Genomic DNA, 23,098 nt, shown 5'->3' on the forward strand with positions numbered 1-23,098 from the left:
ACCTGTCAAAAATTCTTTAATCATTGACTCTCTCTCTGAAAGGCTTAAAGAACCGCCTGTTCTTGTTTTTTCTCTACTCATAGTTTACGGTTTGCGTAAACTCATTCTAGGACAAGTCACTTTCTATTTACCCCGGGTTTCGTGCCTCCCCCGGGGCTATTAATGATTTAACCACTCTGTGATTATTCATAACCGTATGCTTTAGAGCTCCAATCAAAATTCGTCTCCAGAGCGGAAACTCACTCTTAGAATGTCTCAACCGAAGGTTTCTGAAATTTATCATTCTTAGGTTGAGGTGGGTGGACATGGAAGCGGGCGGGTGGTGGCATGTGGGGAGAAGCATTTCCATGTCTTGGCTTTTTGGTTCTTTTGGGCCAAGCCAAAAGAACGAAGAATAGCCTAGTAATAGTTTTACAATGCCGTCGTAATTTAAAACGGAATGTTTTAGAGCTCCAATCAAAATTCACCACCAGAGTGGAAATTCACTCTTAAAATGTCTCAACCGAAAGTTTCTGAAATTTATCATACTTAGGCTCGGGGGATGGACATGGAAGCGGGCCTATTTTCATTTCCCCCGTCTACCTAGTTCCACCACTCGAAGATTTTTCACTTGGCCTTGCTCCAAATCAAAAAGCAATAATGTCCGCATGACATGAAAACCTTGCTGCCCAATTGCACCGGGATTCATGTACAAGCAATTTAAAGTCGAATCAAATTCTACTTTGCAGATATGGGAATGCCCGCACACAAATAGCTGCGGCTGAACCTCTTTTAGAAATTGTTTCACCCCTTTCGCATATCGAGGAGGCTTTCCCCCGATATGAGTCATAGCCACTTTGACTCCTTCCTGAGAAAAAACAGCCCATTCAGGATAGCTTTCCTGTATTTCAGTATCGTCAATATTTCCAAAAACAGCTCGAATAGTCTTTCCCGAAGGCAATTGCCTCATAACTTCCATCGAACCAATATCTCCTGCATGCCAGATCTCATCACAATCTTGCAAATAGGTAAGCGTTTTGTGATCAATGTAACTGTGGGAGTCAGAAATGAGAGCGATCTTCGTGGACATTTGAATTGAAAGTGTTTAAATTTTCATTTCAATATGGAATTGCAAATCTTTACATCAAACTTATTCGCTATGAAAACTTCAAAAATCCTCTACCTCGCAATCGCGCTTTTCCTTATCCAGTTCAATTTTGCATTCGCTCAAAGCACCGATTCTGCCACTGTAGTCAGTGTGGAAACTTTTGAAAAAATGGCAAAAAAGAAGAAAAATGCTGTTTTGGATGTACGAACGCCAGAAGAAATGGCAGAAGGACATCTGATAAATGCTCAAAATTTTGACTTTCTGGATGAAAGCTTTCCACAGAAAATTGAAAGCCTAAACAAAAACAAAACTTACCTACTCTATTGTCGATCAGGCAAGCGAACAGCAAAAGCTGGTGCATTGATGAAAGCAGCCGGTTTCAAAAATGTTTACATGCTTGAAGGCGGTATTACTGCTTGGACAGAGGAAGGCAAACCAATCGAAAAATGACCCAAATCTCTTCAATTAATCCATACACAGGTGAAATCCTGAAAAAATTCACTTCCCCAACTGAACGGGAAATAGAGACTGCTCTTGCCAGTGGTGAAGCAGCTTTCGATGATTGGAAGAAAACAAGCTTCGAATTCAGGTCTGGATTAATGAAGAAAGCCGCTCAAAGACTAAGAGACAAAAAAGAGAACTATGCCCGACTGATCTCGCTGGAGATGGGTAAAGTCATTAAAGAGTCGAGATCTGAAATTGAAAAGTGTGCCTGGGTCTGCGATTATTATGCGGATCAGGCCGAATCATTTTTGGCTGATCTCAAAATAGATTTACCAGACGGTGCCAAAGCCAAGGTAAAACATCAACCTCTCGGGATTATAATGGCAGTAATGCCCTGGAATTTCCCCTTTTGGCAGGTTTTTAGATTTGCTGCGCCTACTTTGATGGCGGGGAACGTGGGAGTCTTAAAGCACGCTTCAAATGTTCCTCAGTGCGCATTGGCCATTGAGGAAGTTTTTACAGCCGCTGGTTTTCCAAAAGGTGTGTTTCAAAGCCTATTGATTGATTCCAAAACTACAACTCAGCTGATTTCTGACTCCAGAATCAAAGCAGTAACCCTGACGGGTAGTGAAAAAGCCGGAGCTTCGGTTGCATCTGAAGCCGGAAAAAACATCAAAAAATCTCTTTTAGAACTCGGAGGAAGTGATCCATTTATAGTGCTAAATGATGCAGATGTAAATCTTGCGGCAGCCACCGCGGTAAAATCCCGAATGATTAATTTCGGACAAAGCTGTATCGCAGCGAAGCGTTTCATTATCGAATCAGGAGTTTATAATCAATTTCTGGAAAGCTTCACTGAAGAACTTGCTAAGCTAAAAAAAGGTGACCCTATGGATGAGGAGGCTGACTTCGCCTGTATGGCTCGGGGAGATTTAGCGATGGAGCTTTATGAACAGGTAAAAAAATCTGTTGATCAAGGCGCAAAGTTGCTTCTTGGAGGCAAAAAGCCAATGAAAGATTCACCGTTTTTTGAACCCACCATTTTAACCGAAATACCAAAAAATGCCCCTGCATATTCTGAGGAATTATTTGGACCGGTTGCGCTAATTTTTAAAGTGGAAAATGAACAAGAAGCAGTTTTGCTTGCCAATGATTCCGAATTCGGTTTGGGTGGTTCGCTTTGGACAACTAATCTGGAAAAAGGTGAAAAATTAGCCGAGCAAATCGAAACAGGAGCTGTTTTTATTAATTCGATGACAGCCTCTAATCCACACCTTCCTTTTGGAGGAGTGAAAAAATCGGGCTATGGACGCGAATTAAGCAGAAATGGCATTTTGGAATTCGTGAATTCAAAGACCGTTTACTTAGGATGACCGTTTAGGTATTAAAAGCTGCTTATTTTTGCTTTTGGTCAATTCCTTTCTATTTTTACGAGCAAAAATTTAGTCATATACTAATGAGAGAAATACAGTTTCGAGAAGCCCTAAGAGAGGCAATGTCCGAGGAAATGAGACGTGATCCAAACGTCTTTTTGATGGGAGAAGAAGTAGCTGAATACAACGGAGCATACAAAGTGTCTCAAGGGATGCTGGATGAATTCGGTCCTGAAAGAGTTTATGACACCCCAATCGCCGAGCTAGGATTTGCAGGCCTGGGTGTTGGAGCTGCCATGAATGGATTGAAGCCAATCATCGAGTTTATGACCTTCAACTTTTCTTTAGTCGCTATTGATCAGATCATTAACTCAGCGGCTAAAATGCTTGCCATGTCTGGTGGAGCATACAGTGTACCCGTAGTTTTTAGAGGTCCTACCGGAAATGCAGGTCAACTGGGAGCAACGCACTCTTCAAATTTTGAAAATTGGTTTGCAAATACACCAGGTCTGAAGGTGATTGTTCCTTCCAATCCATATGATGCAAAAGGCTTGATGAAAGCAGCCATCCGTGACCCGGATCCAGTGATTTTCATGGAGTCTGAAGTGATGTATTCTGACAAAGGTGAAGTGCCTGAGGGAGAATACTTATTACCTATTGGTGTGGCAGATATCAAACGAAAAGGAAAAGATGTTACTGTAATTTCCTTCGGAAAAATGATGAAAGTCGCTTTGGAAGCAGCCGAAGAAATGGCAAAAGAAGGAATTGATTGTGAAGTGATTGATTTAAGAACGGTTCGACCAATTGACTACGCTACTTGCTTGGAATCTGTAAAGAAAACCAATCGCGTAGTCATTGTAGAAGAAGCAAATCCTCTTGCGGGTATTTCTTCAGAATTGACTTACCACTTCCAGCGATATGCATTCGACTATTTGGATGCTCCTGTAATTCGAGTGAACTCCATGGATATCCCATTGAGCTACTCTCCAAATTACATCGAGGCTACTCTTCCAAATGTGAAAAGAACCATTGATGCGATCAAGAAAGTGACTTATAAGTAATCTTATCTTTCTGAAATATATCGGAAGATTAAATTTATTTGAAGACTGAAGACTGAAGACTGAAGACCGCAGACCGAAGTAGATTGAAAATACCATCTATTCTGTTTTCATTTGGTTAAATTATAAAACAGTTTAAAAGGAAATCAGAAATTCATAAAAAAGCCCGCCTTTATTCAAAGGCGGGTTTTTTGTTACCCAATCTATCTATTATTTTATTTAAGAAATAAAGGATTCCAACTCGTTGGAACCCTTTATTGTTTAATTCTAGTTGTTTTCGCCACCTGCTGGTGCACCTTCTTTTAAGTCATCATTATTGATAGACTTTCGCTTTCTAGGTCTTCCTTGATCCATGCTAAGCTTTCCAATTCGGTAGCTGAAGTTGACCTTGAAGTTCATGTTACGAATGGCAGAGGTACTGTTTTGTACGATAGTCGGAGTGATGATTTCATTACGGATGATGAATTCTTTAGCCAGGAAATTCTCGGCACCAAATCCAATACTTCCTCTTTTCTCTGCAAACTGCTTATTCAAACTCAAACCGTACGCTGCAAATCCTCCTGAACTACCCTGCAATTCTACTCTTCTACCTCTAGCAAAAGTGAACAACTGCAACTGCCAGTTTTTAGGAAGTGTGTAGTTACCAAACATCCTACCGCTAACTACAAAACCTTCGTTTTGCGCAGCAAGCAATGGATCAGTCAGTCCGTTATCCAAAATAGCATAGTAAGTATCAAAACCACCATTGAATGAAAGCTTGTTACTCGCATTGATATTGAAGAACACACTTCCTCCAATGGCCTGCTCACGACCGATATTTTCAAAAGTGGTAAAAATCACGCCGTCATCCTGAATGGTACGAACAGACTGGATAGAACCAGTAGTATTTCTGTAAAATGAAGTGAAATTGATGACCGTACCTTTAATGAAAGTGCTATAGCCTACTTCGTAATTATCTGTCAACTCAGGATCCAAAATTGGATTACCTTGAGAAATTTGAAGTGGATTAGAAGCTTCGATGTTTGGGTTCAAGAATCTTAAAGAAGGTCTTGAAATTCTTCTATTATAAGCTGCTTTAATCAGATTTCCGTTTTTCAACTTTCTACTCGCATTGATACTTGGCACCAAGGTTCCATAAGAAGGGATATCTACGGTAGTTTCTGTTTTGAAGTCTGCGTTAATCGAGGTGTACTCGTATCTCAAACCTGTCTTTAAAGTGTAATTCTTCAAAAGGTTAAACATGTAAGAAGCATAACCTGCAGTTACATTTTGGTCATAGCTAAATTCATTGCTAAGATTTGGGTTTGGGTTTTCAACATATTCTCCATCTGCTCCATCAGCCTGGAAGTAGGCAAAATCAGAGTACGCTTTTCGCAAAATATTCTTAGCACCGTATTCTAAAATCGACTTCCCTTCATCTCCTATTGGATTTACAAAGTCAACTTGAGCAGTAAATTCCTCATTTCTGCTCGGGTTGTCATTTCTAAGTCTAGAATCTATAGTCTGCAAATCATCTTCATATAGTGAGTTTACAAAGGAATTCTGTCGGTTATTTCTGCTATATAATGTAAGCAAGCTGAACTCTTTTCCTTTTTTCTCAAAGGTCTTAGTGTAGTTTACACTCACATCAATCGTATTAGACTCATCTACCACATCCGTACCACGAAGGGCAGTTCTAATCAACTGATCATTTAAGAAATTTCGAGTTAAGAAATCATTTTGGTTACTATTGGAATTCCGAACTCCAAAATTCACCGAACCTGTCAAGAAATTGAACTTATCAATCTCATAATCTACACCGAAGTTATATCTACCAAAAAGGTCTCTTCTCTCCGTATCTGCAGACTGTAAGATTCTTGAAATACTATTATCGGGATTAGATAGCAATTGCTCATTTTCAAATCGACCATTGATATTGTATCCCGCTCTTCCGAATCCACCTAAAGAGAAACCTAACTTCCCTTTTCTAGCGGCTCCATTCAAGCTCAGATTTGATCCTCGAAGACCGAAGCCACTATTAACATTCAAAGTCATCCCTTGAAAATTATTCTTTTTGGTTACGATATTGATCACCCCAGAAGTACCTTCCGCATCAAATCTTGCAGAAGGAGAAGTAATTACCTCCACCGCTTTGATCTCATCTGCTGGAATCTGTCTCAACGCATCTGCAATACTACTTGCAGTAATCGCAGAAGGTCTATTATCGATCAGCACCTGAATATTACTGCTTCCTCGCATGGATACGTTACCGTCAAAATCCACAGAAAGCATAGGCACTCTTCTCAATACATCCGTAGCATCACCACCGGCAGTAGTTTTATCATTTTCCGCTTTGTAGATCGTACGATCCACGCGCTCCTCAATCAATTCACGCTGACCTTGTACCGTTACTTCCTCCAGAGCTACCCCTTCATCAGAAAGGGTTATTTCTCCCAAGTTAACATCACCTGTAGGTGAGGTCACTTCAATTCCCTTAATGACTTTGGTCTCAAAACCCAAAAAGCTAATTTTTAAGTCGTAAGTCCCTACTTCAAAACCGGCGATAAAAAACTTTCCTTCATCATCTGCCACTCCTCCGGCGATATTGGTATCAGACCCTGACTTATATAGTGCAGCAGTTGCATAAGCTACAGCTTCTCCTGTTTTGAGATCTTTAGCCGTTCCGATTATCCTCGCGGGCTGTTTGGTTTGCGGAGGGGTTTGCTGCGCAAAAGTTGTCCCCACAGCCAGGAAAAAGGTGATTGCGAGAAGATTGATTAAATTTTTCATGTGGTGTTGGTATAAATAAATCCTTTGAAAGAATAATTTGTGAGTCCCTTCGAATGGTTAATGAGGTAACTCACGATTCTAATACCCCAAAAAAACAGGGAATGTTTTGAGTATTTCCAGCTAATAGACCGCAAGCGCGGTTTTATCGACAAAGAGGGTTTTATGCCTGATAAAAACAGGGATTTGGAAAGATTTGACTTTTATCAGGTATACTGAAGAGTTCATCGTCAAAATAGCGCTCTTGGTAGATTGCGTTTGATAGTGACATAAAAGTTTCTTTAGCTTGCTCTAATAATTAGGAATATTATGACGATACCAATTCAAAATAAAAGCAAAAGAGTCTCTGTTCTAATCCACATATTGGGTTGGACCATGTTGGGGATTGTGCTTTTACTTTTATCCCCATTGTCATGGCGTGTAGATGTACCGATGCAATATTGGTGGAAGCAAATTTTCCTTGGAGGTCTATTATCGGTCATTTTTTATGTCAATATGCTGGTGCTGGTTCCCAGGTTTCTTTTGCGGGACAAACTTTACATGTACCTCATGATTCTATTAATCGGAGTGGTATTCTACTTCGGTTTGATTATTTACTTCGAAAATATCATCAACCTTCCTGAAATAATGCATAACGCATTTAACCCTGGGAAGCCTTACAAACCTAATGGAAGATGGGTTTTTGGAGATGTTTTTCACCTGATGCTTTTCTTGCTTTCACTAGGGATTAGTACATCTGTAGCTTCTGTTCAGAAATGGCAAAAGGATGATGCCATCCGAAAAGAACTGGATCGGCAGCGGATCAATACTGAATTGTCTTACCTCAAAGCGCAAATCAACCCACATTTCTTTTTCAACACGCTTAATAATATCTATTCACTCACCAACCTTGATGTAAAAAAAGCACAGGAAGCATTATTGAAACTTTCCCGAATGATGCGCTATGTCCTGTATGAAAATCAAAAGGATGAAACACTTTTGAGCAAAGAGGTCAATTTCATCAACGATTACATTGAATTGATGAAAATGCGCCTTTCGGCAAAAGTAAAGCTAAATATACAGGTAGAAGCTCCAAAGGAGGATTTGGTCATTGCGCCTATGTTATTGCTACCTTTTCTGGAAAACTGTTTCAAACATGGCGTGAGCTCTCAACAAGAAAGTGAGATCCTGATCAAACTCGAAGTAATGGGAGAAACACTATTCTTTGAAACCCGCAATCATATTTTCCCGCTTCATCCTGATAGCCCAGAAGCCCAGGAGAACGGGATCGGTTTGGTGAATACAAAACGAAGATTGAGTCTGCTTTACCCAGAAAAACATCGCCTGAAGTTTGGTAAAGACGAATCCAATGAGGAGTATTGGGTTAATCTTACCATTGATCTATCATGATTCTCAACTGTGTAGCTATAGACGATGAACCCTTAGCCTTAGAGTTGGTAGGCAAGTACATCGAGCAAACTTCCTTTTTGAAATTAATTGGCAAGTTCTCAAATGCCATCGAAGCTTTGGGCTTTATCAACCAAAACGAAGTTCAGCTAATATTTATGGATATTCAGATGCCAGATTTGTCGGGGATGGAACTGGCCAGGGTACTTGATGGGAAGAAAAACTCGGATAAAACAAGAATAATTTTTGCGACTGCTTACCATCAATTTGCCATCGAAGGCTACAAAGTCGAAGCCTTAGACTACTTACTCAAGCCCTACAGCTACGAAGATTTTCTCTCGGCTGCTACGAAAGGATTTTCCTACTTCGAAAAACTAAATCAAACTGATTCTTCAACTCAAAAAAAGACTGAATCCAGCACTCCCGACTATATTTTCTTAAAAGTCGAATACCAACTGGTCAAGGTGATGCTGAAGGATATCAGCTATGTAGAAGCCTATAAAGACTAAGTTAAGGTTCATTTGATCTCAAAACCCAATCCCCTGCTTTCACTGACGAGTTTGAAAAGTATGGAAGAGCTTCTTCCTACCGATCAGTTTATGCGGGTGCATCGCTCCTTTATCGTCGCACTGGATCATATCGAATCGGTATCCAAGAATGTAATCAATATCGGTAACCAATCCATCACCGTGGGCGACAATTACAAAGAGGCCTTCTTGGAATTTATGAGTCGCTGGATGAGTTGAGGGTTTGGGAGAAAGAAATAATAGAGATTGGGAGATTTTATTCTCCGCAAACAAGTATTAGGGATTATATATAAAGTGGTTTTTCAGCCTCGCAAGTACGCTTTTTCAGCTTTATGACTTGAGCTTTCTGATTTAAAAAAAAAGGTCCAAGTCCGAAGACTTGAACCAAATGTGCTGATTTCCTAAATCTTAAATCCCCTTATCGCTTTCCCATCCCCGGCATTATCTTGCCAAGAGCGGCCTTTGCTCCGCCCATCTTATTCATCTGCTTCATCATTTTGCGCATATCGCCAAACTGCTTCATTAGATTATTTACCTCAACAATAGTTCTACCGGAACCAAATGCTAAGCGCTTTCTTCTGCTTCCATCAATCAAATCAGGATTAGATCGCTCGGCTGGTGTCATACTTTTGATGATCGCTTCGATCGGCTTGAAGGAGTCATCATCGATATCCAGCCCTTTCATGGCTTTGCCCATTCCCGGAATCATGCCCATCAAGTCTTTGATATTTCCCATCTTTTTCACCTGCTCAAGCTGGGAAAGGAAATCATCAAAATTGAAATTATTTCCTCTGATCTTCGCATTGATTCGCTTGGCTTCGTCCTCATCAAAAGACTGCTGCGCACGCTCTACCAAGGAAATCACGTCACCCATTCCTAGGATTCGCTGGGCCATACGATCCGGATAGAAAATATCCAGATTCTCCATTTTCTCCCCTGTGGAGATGAACTTGATTGGCTTATTCACCACGTGGCGAATCGAAATTGCCGCTCCACCTCGGGTATCACCATCGAGTTTGGTCAATACTACCCCGTCGAAATTCAATCGCTCATCAAAGGTCTTCGCAGTATTCACCGCATCCTGACCTGTCATCGAATCCACTACAAAAAGTGTCTCTGAAGGATTCAAGGCTCTTTTCAGCTCCTCGATCTCATTCATCATCTGATCATCTACGGCCAGACGACCTGCAGTATCGACGATGACTGTTTTCTTACCGGTTTTCTTGGCGTAAGCAATCGCATTGCTGGCGATCTGAAGTGCATTTTTATTCTCCGGCTCAGCATAGACCTCTACTCCGATCTGCTCTCCCAGTACTTTCAACTGGTCAATCGCTGCAGGACGGTAAATATCACAAGCCACCAAAAGGACTTGACGCCCTTGTTTTTTCAAAAAGCTACCTAGCTTTCCTGAAAAGGTGGTTTTACCAGAACCCTGCAAACCAGCGATCAAAATAACCGCAGGGTCGCCGCTAAGTTTGATATCCACTTTGGATCCTCCCATAAGTTTGGTCAACTCTTCCTGAGTGATCTTGATCAGTAATTGACCCGGGGAAACAGAGATCAAAACATCTCTTCCAAGTGCTTCTGTACGGATGGTATCGGTTACTTCCTTGGCTACTTTATAGTTAACGTCAGCATCAATCAAGGCTCTTCTGATTTCCTTAACCGTACTTGCTACGTTGATTTCGGTGATTTTACCGGTTCCTTTAAGTGTTTTAAAGGCACGGTCGAGTTTTAAACTTAAATTATCAAACATTCGATTTCTCAGCTATTTGTCGCAAAAGTACAAATTTTCAATCCAGATAGAAAGGAGAGTTTGATCAAATCCCAAGGTGATCTTTGCTTTTTTGATTCTTTAATGTGCTTTTAATTTAGTTCTACCCTGAATTTAGTGAAGAAGTAAAATGGGTTTTGGACTAAAACTTTATACTATCAAGAAGGATACTTATTTATTAAAGCGAAGTTTCAACATTCCGAGCTCATTTAGTCATATTCTAGCCATTTATCTTTGTCACTTTTTGGCGGCCAAAAAGTAACCAAAAAGCCCCGAGCCTCAGTCTTTTCTTTCCGCTGGCAGCTTTTTCAATTGATTTTAAATGAGGAAACAGCGGAATTTTGGGCCGCCTTGCGCACCTAAAAATGACTGGATCTCCCGCGTTCCTTTGGGAGCTAAGTCATTTTCTTAACGGCTTGCAAACCTGCTCAAAACCGAAAATCCCGAAAGGCTCAGCCATCCGGAAACTATCCTCCGTAGCAGATTATCATAATAAAAATCTAGTTTCAATACCATTAAATTCGTGGTAGAATCTTGAATTTTTCTCTTTGGCCACATTGAATCTGGCAGAAAATAATCAATCCCAAGTGACTTTTTAGTCATGCTCGATTTGCTTTGGGTATAAATTCCTAATTTGCGTCGGTATCCAGATCTCCTTAAGAATTACCTTTTTCATGAAGCCAGATTTCAAAAAAGACATCCTCCCCCACTTGTTAGGTATTGCTATTTTCTATGCGATAGTAGCCTTTTATTTTTCTCCGGTTGTATTTCAGGATCAGGTAATCTTCCAGGGCGATATTCTCCAATGGGAAGGTTCGGCAAAGGAAGCGATGGATTTCCGAGCCGCTACTGGAGAAGAAGCGCTTTGGACGAATAGCATGTTTGGTGGCATGCCGGCATATTTCATCAGCATGGAGTTCCCAGGTGACATCACCAATGCTGTCATTTCAGTTTTGACCCTTGGCCTGCCACATCCTGTGAATGGTTTGTTTTTTGGAATGCTTTCCATGTATCTGCTATTGCTGACATTTGGGGTAAGGCCTGTTTTTGCGATCATAGGATCTGTAGCTTTTTCGTTTAACACCTATAATCTCCTCAGTCTGGAGGCTGGCCACAATGCCAAAATCTGGGCGGTATGCCTGATTCCCTTAATTCTAGCAGGTATTCACCTGGCTTTCGAGCGAAAGCGAATCCTTGGCGCCGCACTTCTTGCCTTGGGACTTTTGCTCCAGCTGAAATTCAATCACCTTCAAATCACTTATTACACACTCCTCACCTCGGTTATTTATGTGTTAGTGCGATTGATATTTGATTGGAAAAAAGAGGGCATTGCCCAGATTTCAAAGACCCTTGGGTTTTTGATTTTGGGAGCTATACTGGCCGTTGGAGGAAATATCGGCCGTTTGGCTACTGCTTTGGAATACAGTCCTTACTCTACCCGAGGAGAAGCAACTTTAGAAAATGCCGGAGCGGGCTTGGATAAGGAATACGCATTCTCCTGGTCCAACGGAAAATTGGAAACACTCACCCTTTTGGTGCCTGATTTCTATGGAGGCGGCAGCCAAACTCCTTTGGGGAAAAACTCAGCATCCGAAAAAGCGCTTCGGGCAAACGGATTGGATGCACAACAAATCAATGGGTTCATCAAAGGTGCACCAACCTACTGGGGTGACCAACCATTCACCGGAGGACCGATCTATGGGGGCGCAATTCTTGTTTTCCTTGCAATATTGGGGATTTGGGCTGCACCAAGAGAAAGTCTCTACACCTTTGGGGCAATTATTATCTTTTCAATTCTTCTTTCATGGGGGAAAAACCTGAGTTGGTTCAATTACCTACTTTTCGATATTCTACCCGGCTACAATAAATTTAGGGCAGTTTCCATGGCTTTGGGAATGACGCTCTTTGCGATTCCTGTTCTAGGAATGATCTCATTGGAGCGATTGATTCAATCCAAAAACCTGAAAGCCCTTTTGATTTCCGGTGGAATTGTCGGTGGACTTTTACTTCTTTTGGCAATAGGTGCAGGGATGTTTCGCTTTGATGGGGCAGCAGATCAAAGCTTACCAGAGTGGCTTGTAAGTTCGCTAAAACAAGATCGTAAAGCCATGCTACAGGCTTCCGCTTGGAAGAGCTTAGGATTTTTAGCCGCGGCATTTGCATTGATCTATTTTGCGATCAAGGGAAAAATATCCGATTTGGTACTTGGACTTGGATTGCTGGCATTGGTTACGATTGATCTTTGGTCTGTCAATCGACAGTATCTGAATGATGAATCTTTCCAGCCTAGTCCTGCCAAAAGTTTCTTTGCCATCACTCCTGCTGAGCAAGAAATTGAAAAAGATAATTCTCATTATAGGGTTTTGAGTCTGACGGAATCCTTGACAAAAGGAGCACGCACGAGTTATAGATTTCAAAGTCTGAGTGGCTATCATGGTGCAAAACTTCGACGCTACCAGGATTTACTGGACAATAGACTTCAGTTTGAACTGAATGATTTCATCACCAAAGCTCAGGAAGGTGAATTTGATTTTGAGGGAATTCAGACTATGAATATGCTGAATACGAAATACATTATCGCCGGAACGGCTGCGAATGCGGTTTTTGAAAATCCAGCGGCTAACGGTCCGGCTTGGGTTCCCATGGAGATTGTAGGCGTACAAAGCAATCAAGCCGAACTCGAGCAACTTGGCGAGATCGACACCAAAATATTGGCTACTGTTAACACCAGCGAATTCGAGGATGTCAAAGCAGGCATGGGTCAGATTACCTTGAATTCCTACTTGCCAAATGAGTTGAGCTATACCGCAACGATGCGACAGGCTGGATTAGGAGTTTTCTCTGAGATCTACTATCCAAAGGGTTGGACTGCGACAATAGATGGAAAAGAGGCGGAAATTATTCGAGTGGATTATTTACTTCGAGGATTGAATATCCCTGAAGGCTCGCATGAAATTATCTTCAAATTTGCACCAACCAGCTATACCGCCACCAAAACCCCAATGATCATTTTCCAATATTTAATTTTGGCGGGTTTGATTGCGGGGATTTTCTTTACCTATAAAAAGCAAGCCGATGGAAATCAATAAGGATAAAGTCATCAGCTTTTACGATCAGTTTGCCGAGAAGCAGGAAGTGACGGGGATCAACTCCCGACATCTAAGCATTCTCGATAAGGTGGTTGCTGCCGGACTCAAATCACATCATTCCATTCTTGAAATCGGTTGTGGGATTGGGACAGTATCCCATTTGCTTGCGCATCAGGTAAAAAGTGGGGAAGTATTAGCAGTGGATATTTCGCCTGAAAGTGTTGAAAAAGCAAAGGAAATCTGGAAGGATCAGCAGAATCTAAAATTTGAGGTTTCGGATATGTCTGATTTTGATAAGGCAGGTAAAAAGTTTGATTTTTTTGTGTTTCCGGATGTTTTGGAACACATTCCGGTGGATCAACACGCGCGATTGTTTCAGAATATTCAAAAGCACTCGCATTCCGAATCGGTGGTGTTTATTCATATTCCAGCACCTCGCTACCTACAGTGGATGATCGAAAATGAACCGGAAAAACTTCAGGTGATTGATCAGCCATTAGATTCCGGGGAATTAATCAAGAGCTTGACTAACAATGGATTTTATCTTGAAAAGATGGAAACTTATCCAATCTTTTTTCAGGAAAAAGATTATCAATATTTCGTCTTCAGGGCGACTAAACCGCTAGAAAAATCTACTCCTAGGGGAAAATGGGAGGTTTTAAAAGAACGTATGGCTATTCGACTTCGGTACGGCATACTTAAATAGAACTTTTTGATTTCGATTACATAAAAAAATGAAAATGAAAATTACAGAAAATGCAATGGTGGGATTGACTTACGAATTGAAAGTCAGCAAAGATGCAGACGATATTGAGTCAGCACCATTCAGCGTAGAGATTCGAAACGAAGAGGATCCTTTTTACTTCATATTTGGACAAAGTGGTTTGCCGGAAAAATTCGAAGAGTTGCTAATTGAAAAATCAGAAGGAGACCAATTTTCTTTCATCATCAAAGTAGAAGATGCCTATGGCACCGCAAGTGAGGAGCTATTAATCACACTTCCAAAAAGTCAATTTTCAAAAGAGCAGGGATTTTCAAAGGAAATGCTGGAGGAAGGTAATTTCCTTCCACTGATGGATGAGAACGGCTACCCTATGCAAGCAAAAGTGATCAAGGACTTGGGCGAAGATTTATTGCTGGACTTCAATCATCCACTGGTGGATTTTGACTTACATTTTGAAGGGAGCGTACTGGAAGTCAGAGAGGCTACTGAAGACGAACTTTCTCAAGGGAATTTAATGACCGAGCATGATGAGGATGAAGCGGAAGATTAATATTTCGGCTATTCGACATTTGTAATGTCGAATCTGGATCCTAGGATTTTCAATCCGCTTACAGCCTACCCCTTTTGCAAAATGCCTATTTGATCGTTGTTTCTTCCGTTAGTGAAGCCACTAACGGAGGCAAGGGGGTACCGAACTGTCGCTCCTATAGAGCAAATACAAAATCAATATTTGACTGAATTTTTCAATTTTCCAATCTTCCAATTTTATAATTATATCCATAGTGCCCTCCGCGAAAACCTCCGTGGGCTTGGTGGTAAAAAAACTTACTTGAGTGTCATCACTTTTCCCTCATCCCAACTCAAATAAACACGATCACCAATTTGGTATTTCCGCATGGGATCATCGACTTCCCATAATTCACCTGTTTCTTTGATTCGAATTTGCAAGGAATTGAAATGCACCAAAAAGCGCAAATCCTCCACGTGAGCTAAAATTCCTTTACTTGTTCTTAGCTTGACATCTGCCGGCCTGATAAAAGTTTTTTCTTCCTTGGAAATGGAATTTATCGAAGAGAAAAGCCTTGCCACATATTTCGATTTTGGACGCTCACATAAATGTCTTGAATCCCCTTCTTGGGCCACTTTGCCCTTTTGAAGAATTAATAAATTATCGGTCAATCGGAGTGCATCATCTAAATCATGAGTAACGAAAACCACTGTGGTACCCATTTCTTTCAATGTAGTTTTTAACTCTGCGATCAATCCTTGTTTTTGAATCGTATCTAGGGAGCTAAATGGTTCATCCAGTAAGAGTACTTCGGGTTCTACACTTAGTGCTTTTGCAATGGCCACTTTCTGCTTTTGCCCTCCGGAAAGTTCTCTTGGAAAACGATCTCGAAACGGCTGTAATCCTAGCATTTGAATTAACTGCTCTACCCGCTGCTTTGCATAGCTTTTGTCAAATTGGAGTAAAGGACGAGCAATGTTTTCTGCAACGGTGGAATTTGGGAACAGGTGAAAATCCTGATAAATCAATTTAATTTCTGGATAGCCAGCAACGATTTTATGCTTAGGACTCTGAATTTCCATTTCTCCCAAAAATACTCGCCCGGAATCCTGCACTTCCAAACCAGCCATAATTCGGAGTAAGGTACTTTTCCCTGAACCGCTTTCCCCTACTATACTTAAGAAATCGCCTCTTTCAAGCGAAATTGAAACAGGATATAAGGCAGGTTGGTCAGTATAGGATTTGGAAACTTCTTGAATAGAAAAATAACTCATGGGCGAATTTCTACTTGGATTTTTTTAGGGAGACTGCTCAAAATTAAGGCATATGAATGATCTGCCAACTCCAAAATCAATTTATCCGGAACATTTCCGATCACACTGACCGAATTCCAAGTTTTCTTGTTCATATGATAGCCTGGAGTAATCCCCGGATACTGCTCTCGTAATTCTTCTGCTCGCTCTGGATCACATTTGAGATTGATGTATTCGAATTCCGAAATTGAGCAAATGGAAAAAATCTTACCTCCAACCCGGAAGCAAAGTGTATCGGGATTAAAAGGAGTGTCTTCAGTCACTCCAGCCTTCGCTAGACAGTAATCTCTATAGAATTCAAGGGTCATTGTGTGAATATAAAAAAATAGGACTAATGGGTATATTCCCAGAAGTCCTATTTTTTTGTTTAGCTAGATGTCAGATGACCAATGAACTGAAAACCGAGATTTTACTCCAAATTGAATATTAGATAAAGCGCTTAACTATCCAGAAAATCATTGCAAAAAGAAATACGATGATCGAGATCTTATTGATCCCATGCATCATTCGCAAATTGAGATTGGATTTTTTATTTGGATCTGGCTTTTTGAAAACATTCAAGAAGTAATTGCCGACTTCACCTAGTTTGAAGAACTCCTCAACTTTATTTTTTTCAGACATGATTTCTTTATTTGATGTGATAACAGACAGAGGAAAGGATTGGTTTATTTTTATTTAAGATGTATGAAATAGGATTTTAGATTTGAATGCCAAGTGAATCAATCGGTCAACGCTATTTAGGGAAGTACAAAGAATACCTTTCAGCTTTCTCACTTTAGACTTGTGACTTGTTTCACATTTCTTCAGGATCATTCCACATGCCATCTTCCTTGATGATATTGATCAATTCATCGACCGCTCGCTCAGAGGGAACAGATCTTTTTACCACTTCTTTTCCCTTGTAAAGGGTGATTTTTCCTTTTCCTGATCCTACGTAACCAAAGTCCGCATCAGCCATTTCTCCCGGTCCATTTACGATGCAACCCATGATTCCTATCTTTACTCCTTTCAAGTGATCCGTGCGCTTACGGATCATCGCAGTAGTCTCCTGGAGATCAAAGAGCGTTCTTCCACAAGAAGGACAGGAAATGTATTCTGTCTTGGACATTCGAGTTCGAGCTGCCTGAAGCACACCGAACCCAGTAGCATTATGCAATTTGATTTGGTCCAAATACTCTTCGCGGGTATGCGATTTTTCTTTCTCCAAAGAAATAAAAATACCGTCGCCCAAACCGTCAATCAATAATCCTCCTACATCAGTAGCCGCATAAAGCATCGTCTCGTCAGCAGTTTGATCAGGATAACTTACTTTGATAACCACCGGGATTTTGACATCAGCATTCATCAGGCTTACTATTGCACGACGCAAAGCCGGCATAGAATGACTATTGGAGGTCTTTAAAATCAATACTGTATCAGTTCGATTTTCGACCAAAGAAATAGCCTCTTGAATTTGTATATCAGCTATTTCTAAGAAATTCAGCTCCGGATGAAACTCTTTGGTACTTCCGAATTCTGCCAGAGTAAAAAGCGGGAATTTGTTTCCTCTGTCTTTGCTTTGATTCCAAATTTCTAAATCCTGAATTTCTTTCATGCCATTTGGAAGCATGAAAGGGATGGCGTTTTTACCGGAATACACGAAGTCGCAACCCTGATCATTCATTTTCCACTTATCCAATTCAGGTAAGTAAAAATGCCCCACTTGCTTCATTTCTTTTGGAGTGATCGCATTGATTTTGGAAATATCAGTGATAACCCGAGGCACATTGTGATCTCCGAAATTGTACACTTCTCTTGTCATACGCTTCGCATGATCAAAAGGATGAATAGGATATTTTGTAATCGGGCGAATCGAATCATGATGAGCGCGATGCGTGTAGCGATCGATCAAAGCTTTAGCAACCGGCGCTTCAAATTCCGGATCTTCGGTCAAAGAAACTCTAACGGTATCTCCCAATCCATCTTCTAACAATGTCCCGATTCCCACTGCAGATTTAATCCGGCCATCTTCTGCTTCACCGGCCTCGGTCACACCAAGATGAAGTGGATAAGGTTTGAAACCACCTTCATTCAGCTTTTGAACCAAAAGTCTGTATGCTTGAACCATGACCTGAGTATTGGATGACTTCATCGAAATCACAATCTGATTGTAATTTTCATCTTCACAGATTCGTAAAAATTCCAATGCGGATTCCACCATTCCCAAAGGAGAATCTCCGTATCGACTCATGATTCGATCCGAAAGGGAACCATGGTTGGTACCGATTCGCATTGCTGTGCCATTTTCCTTACAGATTTTCACCAAAGGAAGGAATCGCTCACGGATTCGGTCCAACTCTTCTTGATAGCTGGCATCGGTGTATTCGATGACTTCAAATTTCTTTTTATCGGCGTAATTTCCTGGATTTACTCGTACTTTTTCAACAATCCTAGCTGCAACTTCTGCCGCATTTGGGGTAAAATGAATATCTGCAACCAGTGGAGTTTTGTAACCTCTTTTGCGCAGCTCAGACTTAATGTTTTTCAGATTTTCAGCCTCCTTGATACTTGGTGCTGTGATCCGTATCAATTCACATCCACTCTCGATCATTCGGATACTCTGCTCCACCGAACCAATCGTATCCATGGTATCTACTGTAGTCATGGATTGGACCACAATGTGATTATCTCCCCCGATGATGACATCACCGATTTGTACGGGAATGGTTTTACGACGAGAATAATGCGTAAGGCTATCGCAATAGATTTGATCTAAACTCTTGATGCTTGACTCCATAAATACTTAAATATCGCCCAATTGAGGTCTGATGGTTATTTCTTCAACAACGGATTGTGGGGAAAGGTTATAGGCTCCCCAGACGCATTCAGCTACGTCTTCAGCCTTCATAAATCGCTCCAAAGGAAGATCCACTCCCTCCCAACTTGCTGTATAGGTAGCTCCTGGAAGAATGGAAGTGACTTTAATCTGATGTGGCTTGAGCTCCTCCCGAAGACATTTGGTCATTCCTAGCATTGCCCACTTTGATACCGCATAGCTCCCTCCGTTAGGATATGCAGTTGTTCCAGCAATGGATCCCATGCTGAAAATATAACCTGACTTCCGAGCTATCATTTCCTTTACAAAAGCACGGGTCAAATGATAGGCGGAAAAAAGATTCGTTTCCATCATTAGCTCAAAATTTCCTTCTGGCTCATCATGAATGGATCCCGGAAGGAAAACACCTGTATTATTTACCAAAACATCGGGGATCGCAATCCCTTTCACATATTCTGCAAAAGTCTTGACTTCTTCCTTTTGAGATAAATCTGCCTGTTTCGCAAAAACCTTAATCCCAGAAAACTCACTTTCTATTTGGGCTTTCAGTTCTTCCAGTTCTTTGGCATTTCGAGAACAGGTGAAAATATCGAAACCCTCTGCAGCAAATCTTGAAATGATCGCTTTTCCGATTCCCTTGGTACCTCCTGTGACTAGGATACTTTTGCTCATTTGGTTAGTAGTTTAATAGTTAGTATGACAACTATCTAGCATGAGCAAAGTTACATTTTTTTGTCAAAAGAGTGCGGAAACTTGCATTCTCCCCACATGAACTATCCGATCCAGTCCCTGAGAATTTCTTCCCTCATAAACCAGATTTAACTGAAGCCCCTCTCCTATCTTCTGAAGCCAATTCAGGTTCCAGGTGATATTTGTTCCAGGCGTCAATGCTTGCAGCATTTCATAGCCCACTGGAGAATTTACCTCTCCGTTATAATCGATTTGGATCAATTTCAGATTACCGGTAAGTGTGGTTCGGATGGCTTTTGCGTAGCGTAAATCCACTCCTACTTGATGCAATTGAGCAGTTTCTTCAAACTCTATATTCTGCAAATTTTCTTTTCCTGAAAAAGAATAAGTCATCGTGGTTCGAAAATAAGGACTGGGTTGCCAAGCGAATTCTGGACCGATTTGACTTTGTTGAATAGTATAGTTCCGGTTTTGCAGGAAGTCAGAAGCCGAACTTCTTTCTCCTGTTCCTGCAATGATTCGCAAGGTCGTCTGCCCGTTGAAATTATAGCGTGTGTTCAATTTCCAATCCTTTTGAATCAAATCTTCAAAGCCTCCTGAAAGCAACTGCTTGAATTGAGAATCGAAAAGCGAAAGGTCAAAACCATAGGCAGCTCCCGCTCGATTGAAGAAAAAACTACTTCGGATGACTTGCCGAAGGGATAAGATTTCATCACGGTCAAGATTTCCAATAAAGGGATTTACCCGATCCTTGAAATTATCAGAAGTGACTTTTTTCTCTACGGAGAGACTTGTAGTATTGGAAAACTTTTGGAGAAAAGCTTTCAGACCGGCTTCTTTCTTCCAATTTTCAGGGAATCTGGCCTGCAAGCGATAATTCAAAATACTCGTATATGCTTGTATATAGGTATCCGTTGGGACGAAAATCTTGATGTATTGCTTTTCCTCCGGATTGATCGCAAGATAAAACTCATTCAATTGCTGAACCCCATCGCCATTATCATCCCGCCAAGTATGCGTGCCGTCACCGTTTGGTGCAGGAAGAAAAACAAACTCGCGTTGTAGCTCGCGACCGTTTCCAATCGCATAGCTCACCTCATTGCGGAGGGAGTTTTTCCAAATACTTCCCTGATAATCCAACTTTCCCATCACAGTCAGCTCTTCCGGTAAATCTCTCTGGATGTAGGCTAACGTACGGTAAGTAAAGGTAGAACTCAAACTATGCTGAGTCCATTGCTTGCGAAAGGTCAAATTGGAAGTAAAGGCTTTGGTATCTTTCAGAAGCTCTCCGGCAAAAGGGGCCTTATCCTCCCGCCAAGCCGCATCAGCCAAAAAAGAGTATGAAAGTGAATCATTGCTCCGCAAAAAAAACAGGTGTTCTTTGAAATTCATTGCAGTACTGACCACTGAATCCGTTTCAGCATTTCGAAGGGCATTTTGATCCAATGAAAACTGATATCCCGGGACGAGAATTTTCGAATTGTAACTGACATTCGCCAAATATCGAGTCCAATCAGAATTCAAACTATCAAGCTCACTATTCAATCTAAAAAACTCTTGCCGCACCCGGATCTTCTGCCCCAATTGGATGTTCCAATTTGCAGTGTGTTGAGTTCCATTTAGAACGTTTTCACGGTTACGCATGTAAACCAAGTAATTGAACCGATTCAAGTTGTCTTTTTCGAATCCTAACCCTGCCCTAAAAAAATGCTCCGCTGCCGCTTCTCGAAGATCAGACTGATTCAATCCCCAATCCCGGTCAAACTCTATGTATCGAAACCGATCGATGAAATTGAAATTGGTAGAGTTGTATTCAAATTCTGTTTGGCCTTTCATGGTATAGCCTTTAAAAATAGTAGAGGATCTTCCTTCCGATTGAAGTCCTACTTTCCAAGCTAGGCCTTGATTATTATCATCGCCACGTTCCGAAAACAGGTTTTTATCAGTAGATGAAAGTGCTAACTCCGTATATGCTTTTTCATATTCACCTAATTTGACACGTGTACCTGCCGTCGTCATACGCTTGCTATCCGGCGCGGGAAGTTGAGTGAGAATAGAATAATCCCCTTGTCGAACTCCGTTGATTCGAGGGATATACTCAAACACGGTACCATTCGAAAGCTGGCTCGACCTGCGGTAATCGCCTAGTCCTTGACCTACCTGAGAAAATGAAAGTGAAAAATACGCCAACTCTGGATCGGAAGAATAGCGGTAATACGTAAACATTTCTCCATTTTGCCCTTCCTCTTCTATTCTTTCATATAGAATTCTATTGGGATCAAAGGCAACACTGTCAATTCTAGGAATCAAAGCCAACTCTGTTTGATCTCCGACAGATGCCAATAGAGCCAATTCCTGCTGTGAAAAATCAGTAAAAAGGGGTCGGTTCCGATTGTCTTTTTCCTGATAATAATTCAAATAAATATCAAATTTCCCATTGGTCTGGGTGTGATTTGCACCAATAATTGAGCGGCTGTAGTTTCGCTCGGCATATTCAAAATCAATTCGAACCCGGGAATATTGCGTGATCAATACTTTCGGAGTAAAAGTGATTTCAGCTTGATTATAATCAATCACATAATCTTCATTAAATCCACGCTGAAGCAATTTACCATCCAAAAAGACTCGTTCAGAGTTGGCCATTATAATCACAAACCGTTCATTATTCGGCCCGCTAATGCGATAAGGACCTAGTGTTCCCTCGATAATTGGAAGTTGAATAGATGCAAATTTCCCTTTGGCAATCGAAGCGAAGCCTTGAGAGCTGGAGGTCCACTTTTCATTTAACTTATAATTCGTGGTGAATTGAAGCCCTTGCACATTTTTGTAATAGCGAAGAAATTCAGATTGTCGCTGCTGCAATACTACATCTCCCGCGGCAAGAGAAAAATCTTCGTTGTAAAGTTCAATCAGGACATTGTCAAAGTCTTGAATCTGTTGGGTATTCCCTTCGGGCTGAAAGGGTACATTCTGATCTGTGATACTGGCACGAATATTCAAATTCTCAGAAATAGCTCCCTCCAGTTGAAGATTCAGTGCAGAATTAACGAAGACATTTTGAGTATTTCCGAAGGAAATCCCACGGGTAAGACTTCCGCTTTTGTATAAATCAGTAGTTGGGAAAAGCTCCTCCCGAAAATCAAAAGCTGGTAATTCAGCCATTTGAGCATCCTGAAATCTCGCCATGGAATCGTAATCTGTCATAAGGGTCCTCCGTGCAACAGGCTGATCAAACCGGATACTGAATGTCCGAAAGCAAACTTGAATTGAATCCGGAACAGGATTCTCTTCATAATCCACTTGCAATAAATTTTTACTTAGGTCGAAGCGATAATTCAGCGATTTGCCGGACTTGTCAGTGACGCGAATACTTTCTCCAATTCCTGAAAGGGAGTCCAATTCGGTAGGTTCTAAAAAATAACCTCCTGCATACCAGCGACACTTTTCCTGAGCATTTGCTACTGAAAAAGAACCTAAGAGTAAAAACCAGGAAAATATCCAAACTCGCATATTCAATCTGAATCAGCTTTTAGTTCCAAGGTAC

General features: G+C 41.1%; 16 protein-coding genes and 1 pseudogene. 8 read left to right on the forward strand and 9 right to left on the reverse strand.

From position 1 onward, the window contains the following. Positions 1 to 565: 565 nt before the first annotated feature. A complete protein-coding gene (locus tag P8O16_RS13915) occupies positions 566 to 1,069 on the reverse strand; it encodes a metallophosphoesterase family protein (RefSeq protein WP_300316047.1) in 504 nt (167 codons plus the stop codon). A gap of 69 nt (positions 1,070 to 1,138) precedes the next feature. Here P8O16_RS13915 and P8O16_RS13920 point away from each other — a divergent pair, with 69 nt between their 5' ends. The 3 genes from P8O16_RS13920 to P8O16_RS13930 all read left to right on the forward strand — a co-directional run bounded on the left by P8O16_RS13920 (position 1,139) and on the right by P8O16_RS13930 (position 3,965). Continuing rightward, positions 1,139 to 1,537: a rhodanese-like domain-containing protein gene (locus tag P8O16_RS13920; protein WP_300316048.1), complete on the forward strand. Its 399-nt coding sequence runs from the start codon at positions 1,139 to 1,141 to the stop codon at positions 1,535 to 1,537. Then, positions 1,534 to 2,904 carry an NAD-dependent succinate-semialdehyde dehydrogenase gene (locus P8O16_RS13925; RefSeq protein WP_300316049.1) on the forward strand — a complete coding sequence of 457 codons (1,371 nt, stop codon included), beginning with the start codon at positions 1,534 to 1,536 and terminating at the stop codon, positions 2,902 to 2,904. The genes P8O16_RS13920 and P8O16_RS13925 overlap by 4 nt, the downstream gene beginning before the upstream one ends. Before the next feature lie 83 nt (positions 2,905 to 2,987). Further along, positions 2,988 to 3,965, forward strand: coding sequence for a pyruvate dehydrogenase complex E1 component subunit beta (locus P8O16_RS13930; protein ID WP_300316050.1), 978 nt, complete (start codon positions 2,988 to 2,990; stop codon positions 3,963 to 3,965). 264 nt (positions 3,966 to 4,229) lie between these two features. On the opposite strand, the gene P8O16_RS13935 is transcribed toward P8O16_RS13930, so the two are convergent. Beyond that, complete coding sequence (locus P8O16_RS13935) at positions 4,230 to 6,731, reverse strand: TonB-dependent receptor (protein WP_300316051.1); 2,502 nt, start codon at positions 6,729 to 6,731, stop codon at positions 4,230 to 4,232. A gap of 306 nt (positions 6,732 to 7,037) precedes the next feature. Between P8O16_RS13935 and P8O16_RS13940 the strand changes: the two genes are divergently transcribed. Next, complete coding sequence (locus P8O16_RS13940; RefSeq protein WP_300316052.1) at positions 7,038 to 8,117, forward strand: sensor histidine kinase; 1,080 nt, start codon at positions 7,038 to 7,040, stop codon at positions 8,115 to 8,117. Continuing rightward, positions 8,114 to 8,860: pseudogene (locus tag P8O16_RS13945) on the forward strand (LytR/AlgR family response regulator transcription factor). The gene P8O16_RS13940 and the pseudogene P8O16_RS13945 overlap by 4 nt, the downstream one beginning before the upstream one ends. A 199-nt stretch (positions 8,861 to 9,059) precedes the next feature. Here the strand turns inward: P8O16_RS13945 and ffh are convergent. Continuing rightward, on the reverse strand, positions 9,060 to 10,397 hold the full coding sequence (ffh, locus tag P8O16_RS13950; RefSeq protein ID WP_300316053.1) for a signal recognition particle protein: 1,338 nt from the start codon (positions 10,395 to 10,397) through the stop codon (positions 9,060 to 9,062). A 692-nt stretch (positions 10,398 to 11,089) separates the two neighbouring features. Between ffh and P8O16_RS13955 the strand changes: the two genes are divergently transcribed. Genes P8O16_RS13955 through P8O16_RS13965 form a run of 3 tightly spaced genes read left to right on the forward strand, consistent with a single transcriptional unit; the run spans position 11,090 to position 14,778 of the window. Then, on the forward strand, positions 11,090 to 13,504 hold the full coding sequence (locus tag P8O16_RS13955; RefSeq protein ID WP_300316054.1) for a YfhO family protein: 2,415 nt from the start codon (positions 11,090 to 11,092) through the stop codon (positions 13,502 to 13,504). Next, on the forward strand, positions 13,491 to 14,210 hold the full coding sequence (locus P8O16_RS13960; protein ID WP_300316055.1) for a class I SAM-dependent methyltransferase: 720 nt from the start codon (positions 13,491 to 13,493) through the stop codon (positions 14,208 to 14,210). The genes P8O16_RS13955 and P8O16_RS13960 overlap by 14 nt, the downstream gene beginning before the upstream one ends. 34 nt (positions 14,211 to 14,244) lie before the next feature. Then, positions 14,245 to 14,778 carry a peptidylprolyl isomerase gene (locus P8O16_RS13965; protein ID WP_300316056.1) on the forward strand — a complete coding sequence of 178 codons (534 nt, stop codon included), beginning with the start codon at positions 14,245 to 14,247 and terminating at the stop codon, positions 14,776 to 14,778. A gap of 275 nt (positions 14,779 to 15,053) precedes the next feature. On the opposite strand, the gene P8O16_RS13970 is transcribed toward P8O16_RS13965, so the two are convergent. The 6 genes from P8O16_RS13970 to P8O16_RS13995 form a co-directional block, all read right to left on the reverse strand. Further along, the gene (locus tag P8O16_RS13970; protein WP_300316057.1) at positions 15,054 to 16,010 is read right to left on the reverse strand and encodes an ABC transporter ATP-binding protein; all 957 of its coding nucleotides are present in this window, start codon (positions 16,008 to 16,010) and stop codon (positions 15,054 to 15,056) included. Beyond that, positions 16,007 to 16,357 (reverse strand): MmcQ/YjbR family DNA-binding protein, encoded by a 351-nt coding sequence (locus P8O16_RS13975; protein ID WP_300316058.1) that lies wholly within the window; start codon positions 16,355 to 16,357, stop codon positions 16,007 to 16,009. The genes P8O16_RS13970 and P8O16_RS13975 overlap by 4 nt, the downstream gene beginning before the upstream one ends. A 118-nt stretch (positions 16,358 to 16,475) precedes the next feature. Beyond that, complete coding sequence (locus P8O16_RS13980; RefSeq protein WP_300316059.1) at positions 16,476 to 16,670, reverse strand: DUF6728 family protein; 195 nt, start codon at positions 16,668 to 16,670, stop codon at positions 16,476 to 16,478. A 172-nt stretch (positions 16,671 to 16,842) separates the two neighbouring features. Beyond that, positions 16,843 to 18,825, reverse strand: a complete 1,983-nt coding sequence (ispG, locus tag P8O16_RS13985) for a (E)-4-hydroxy-3-methylbut-2-enyl-diphosphate synthase (RefSeq protein WP_300316060.1) — start codon at positions 18,823 to 18,825, stop codon at positions 16,843 to 16,845. 6 nt (positions 18,826 to 18,831) lie between these two features. Beyond that, positions 18,832 to 19,536, reverse strand: a complete 705-nt coding sequence (locus tag P8O16_RS13990; RefSeq protein WP_300316061.1) for an SDR family oxidoreductase — start codon at positions 19,534 to 19,536, stop codon at positions 18,832 to 18,834. A gap of 63 nt (positions 19,537 to 19,599) precedes the next feature. Continuing rightward, complete coding sequence (locus P8O16_RS13995) at positions 19,600 to 23,064, reverse strand: hypothetical protein (protein WP_300316062.1); 3,465 nt, start codon at positions 23,062 to 23,064, stop codon at positions 19,600 to 19,602. Between the last annotated feature and the right edge of the window lie 34 nt (positions 23,065 to 23,098).

Origin of the sequence: Algoriphagus sp. (genome assembly GCF_029254265.1) — a bacterium.
GTDB lineage: Bacteria > Bacteroidota > Bacteroidia > Cytophagales > Cyclobacteriaceae > Algoriphagus.

Excerpts from the sequence above, each read along its gene's own strand:
- P8O16_RS13920 (WP_300316048.1), top strand. The coding sequence starts at position 1,139 with ATGAAAACTTCAAAAATCCTCTACCTCGCAATCGCGCTTTTCCTTATC.
- P8O16_RS13940 (WP_300316052.1), top strand. The coding sequence starts at position 7,038 with ATGACGATACCAATTCAAAATAAAAGCAAAAGAGTCTCTGTTCTAATC.
- P8O16_RS13935 (WP_300316051.1), bottom strand. The coding sequence starts at position 6,731 with ATGAAAAATTTAATCAATCTTCTCGCAATCACCTTTTTCCTGGCTGTG.
- P8O16_RS13975 (WP_300316058.1), bottom strand. The coding sequence starts at position 16,357 with ATGACCCTTGAATTCTATAGAGATTACTGTCTAGCGAAGGCTGGAGTG.
- P8O16_RS13995 (WP_300316062.1), bottom strand. The coding sequence starts at position 23,064 with ATGCGAGTTTGGATATTTTCCTGGTTTTTACTCTTAGGTTCTTTTTCA.
- ffh (WP_300316053.1), bottom strand. The coding sequence starts at position 10,397 with ATGTTTGATAATTTAAGTTTAAAACTCGACCGTGCCTTTAAAACACTT.
- P8O16_RS13970 (WP_300316057.1), bottom strand. The coding sequence starts at position 16,010 with ATGAGTTATTTTTCTATTCAAGAAGTTTCCAAATCCTATACTGACCAA.
- P8O16_RS13980 (WP_300316059.1), bottom strand. The coding sequence starts at position 16,670 with ATGTCTGAAAAAAATAAAGTTGAGGAGTTCTTCAAACTAGGTGAAGTC.
- ispG (WP_300316060.1), bottom strand. The coding sequence starts at position 18,825 with ATGGAGTCAAGCATCAAGAGTTTAGATCAAATCTATTGCGATAGCCTT.
- P8O16_RS13990 (WP_300316061.1), bottom strand. The coding sequence starts at position 19,536 with ATGAGCAAAAGTATCCTAGTCACAGGAGGTACCAAGGGAATCGGAAAA.
- P8O16_RS13925 (WP_300316049.1), top strand. The coding sequence starts at position 1,534 with ATGACCCAAATCTCTTCAATTAATCCATACACAGGTGAAATCCTGAAA.
- P8O16_RS13960 (WP_300316055.1), top strand. The coding sequence starts at position 13,491 with ATGGAAATCAATAAGGATAAAGTCATCAGCTTTTACGATCAGTTTGCC.
- P8O16_RS13955 (WP_300316054.1), top strand. The coding sequence starts at position 11,090 with ATGAAGCCAGATTTCAAAAAAGACATCCTCCCCCACTTGTTAGGTATT.
- P8O16_RS13965 (WP_300316056.1), top strand. The coding sequence starts at position 14,245 with ATGAAAATTACAGAAAATGCAATGGTGGGATTGACTTACGAATTGAAA.
- P8O16_RS13930 (WP_300316050.1), top strand. The coding sequence starts at position 2,988 with ATGAGAGAAATACAGTTTCGAGAAGCCCTAAGAGAGGCAATGTCCGAG.
- P8O16_RS13915 (WP_300316047.1), bottom strand. The coding sequence starts at position 1,069 with ATGTCCACGAAGATCGCTCTCATTTCTGACTCCCACAGTTACATTGAT.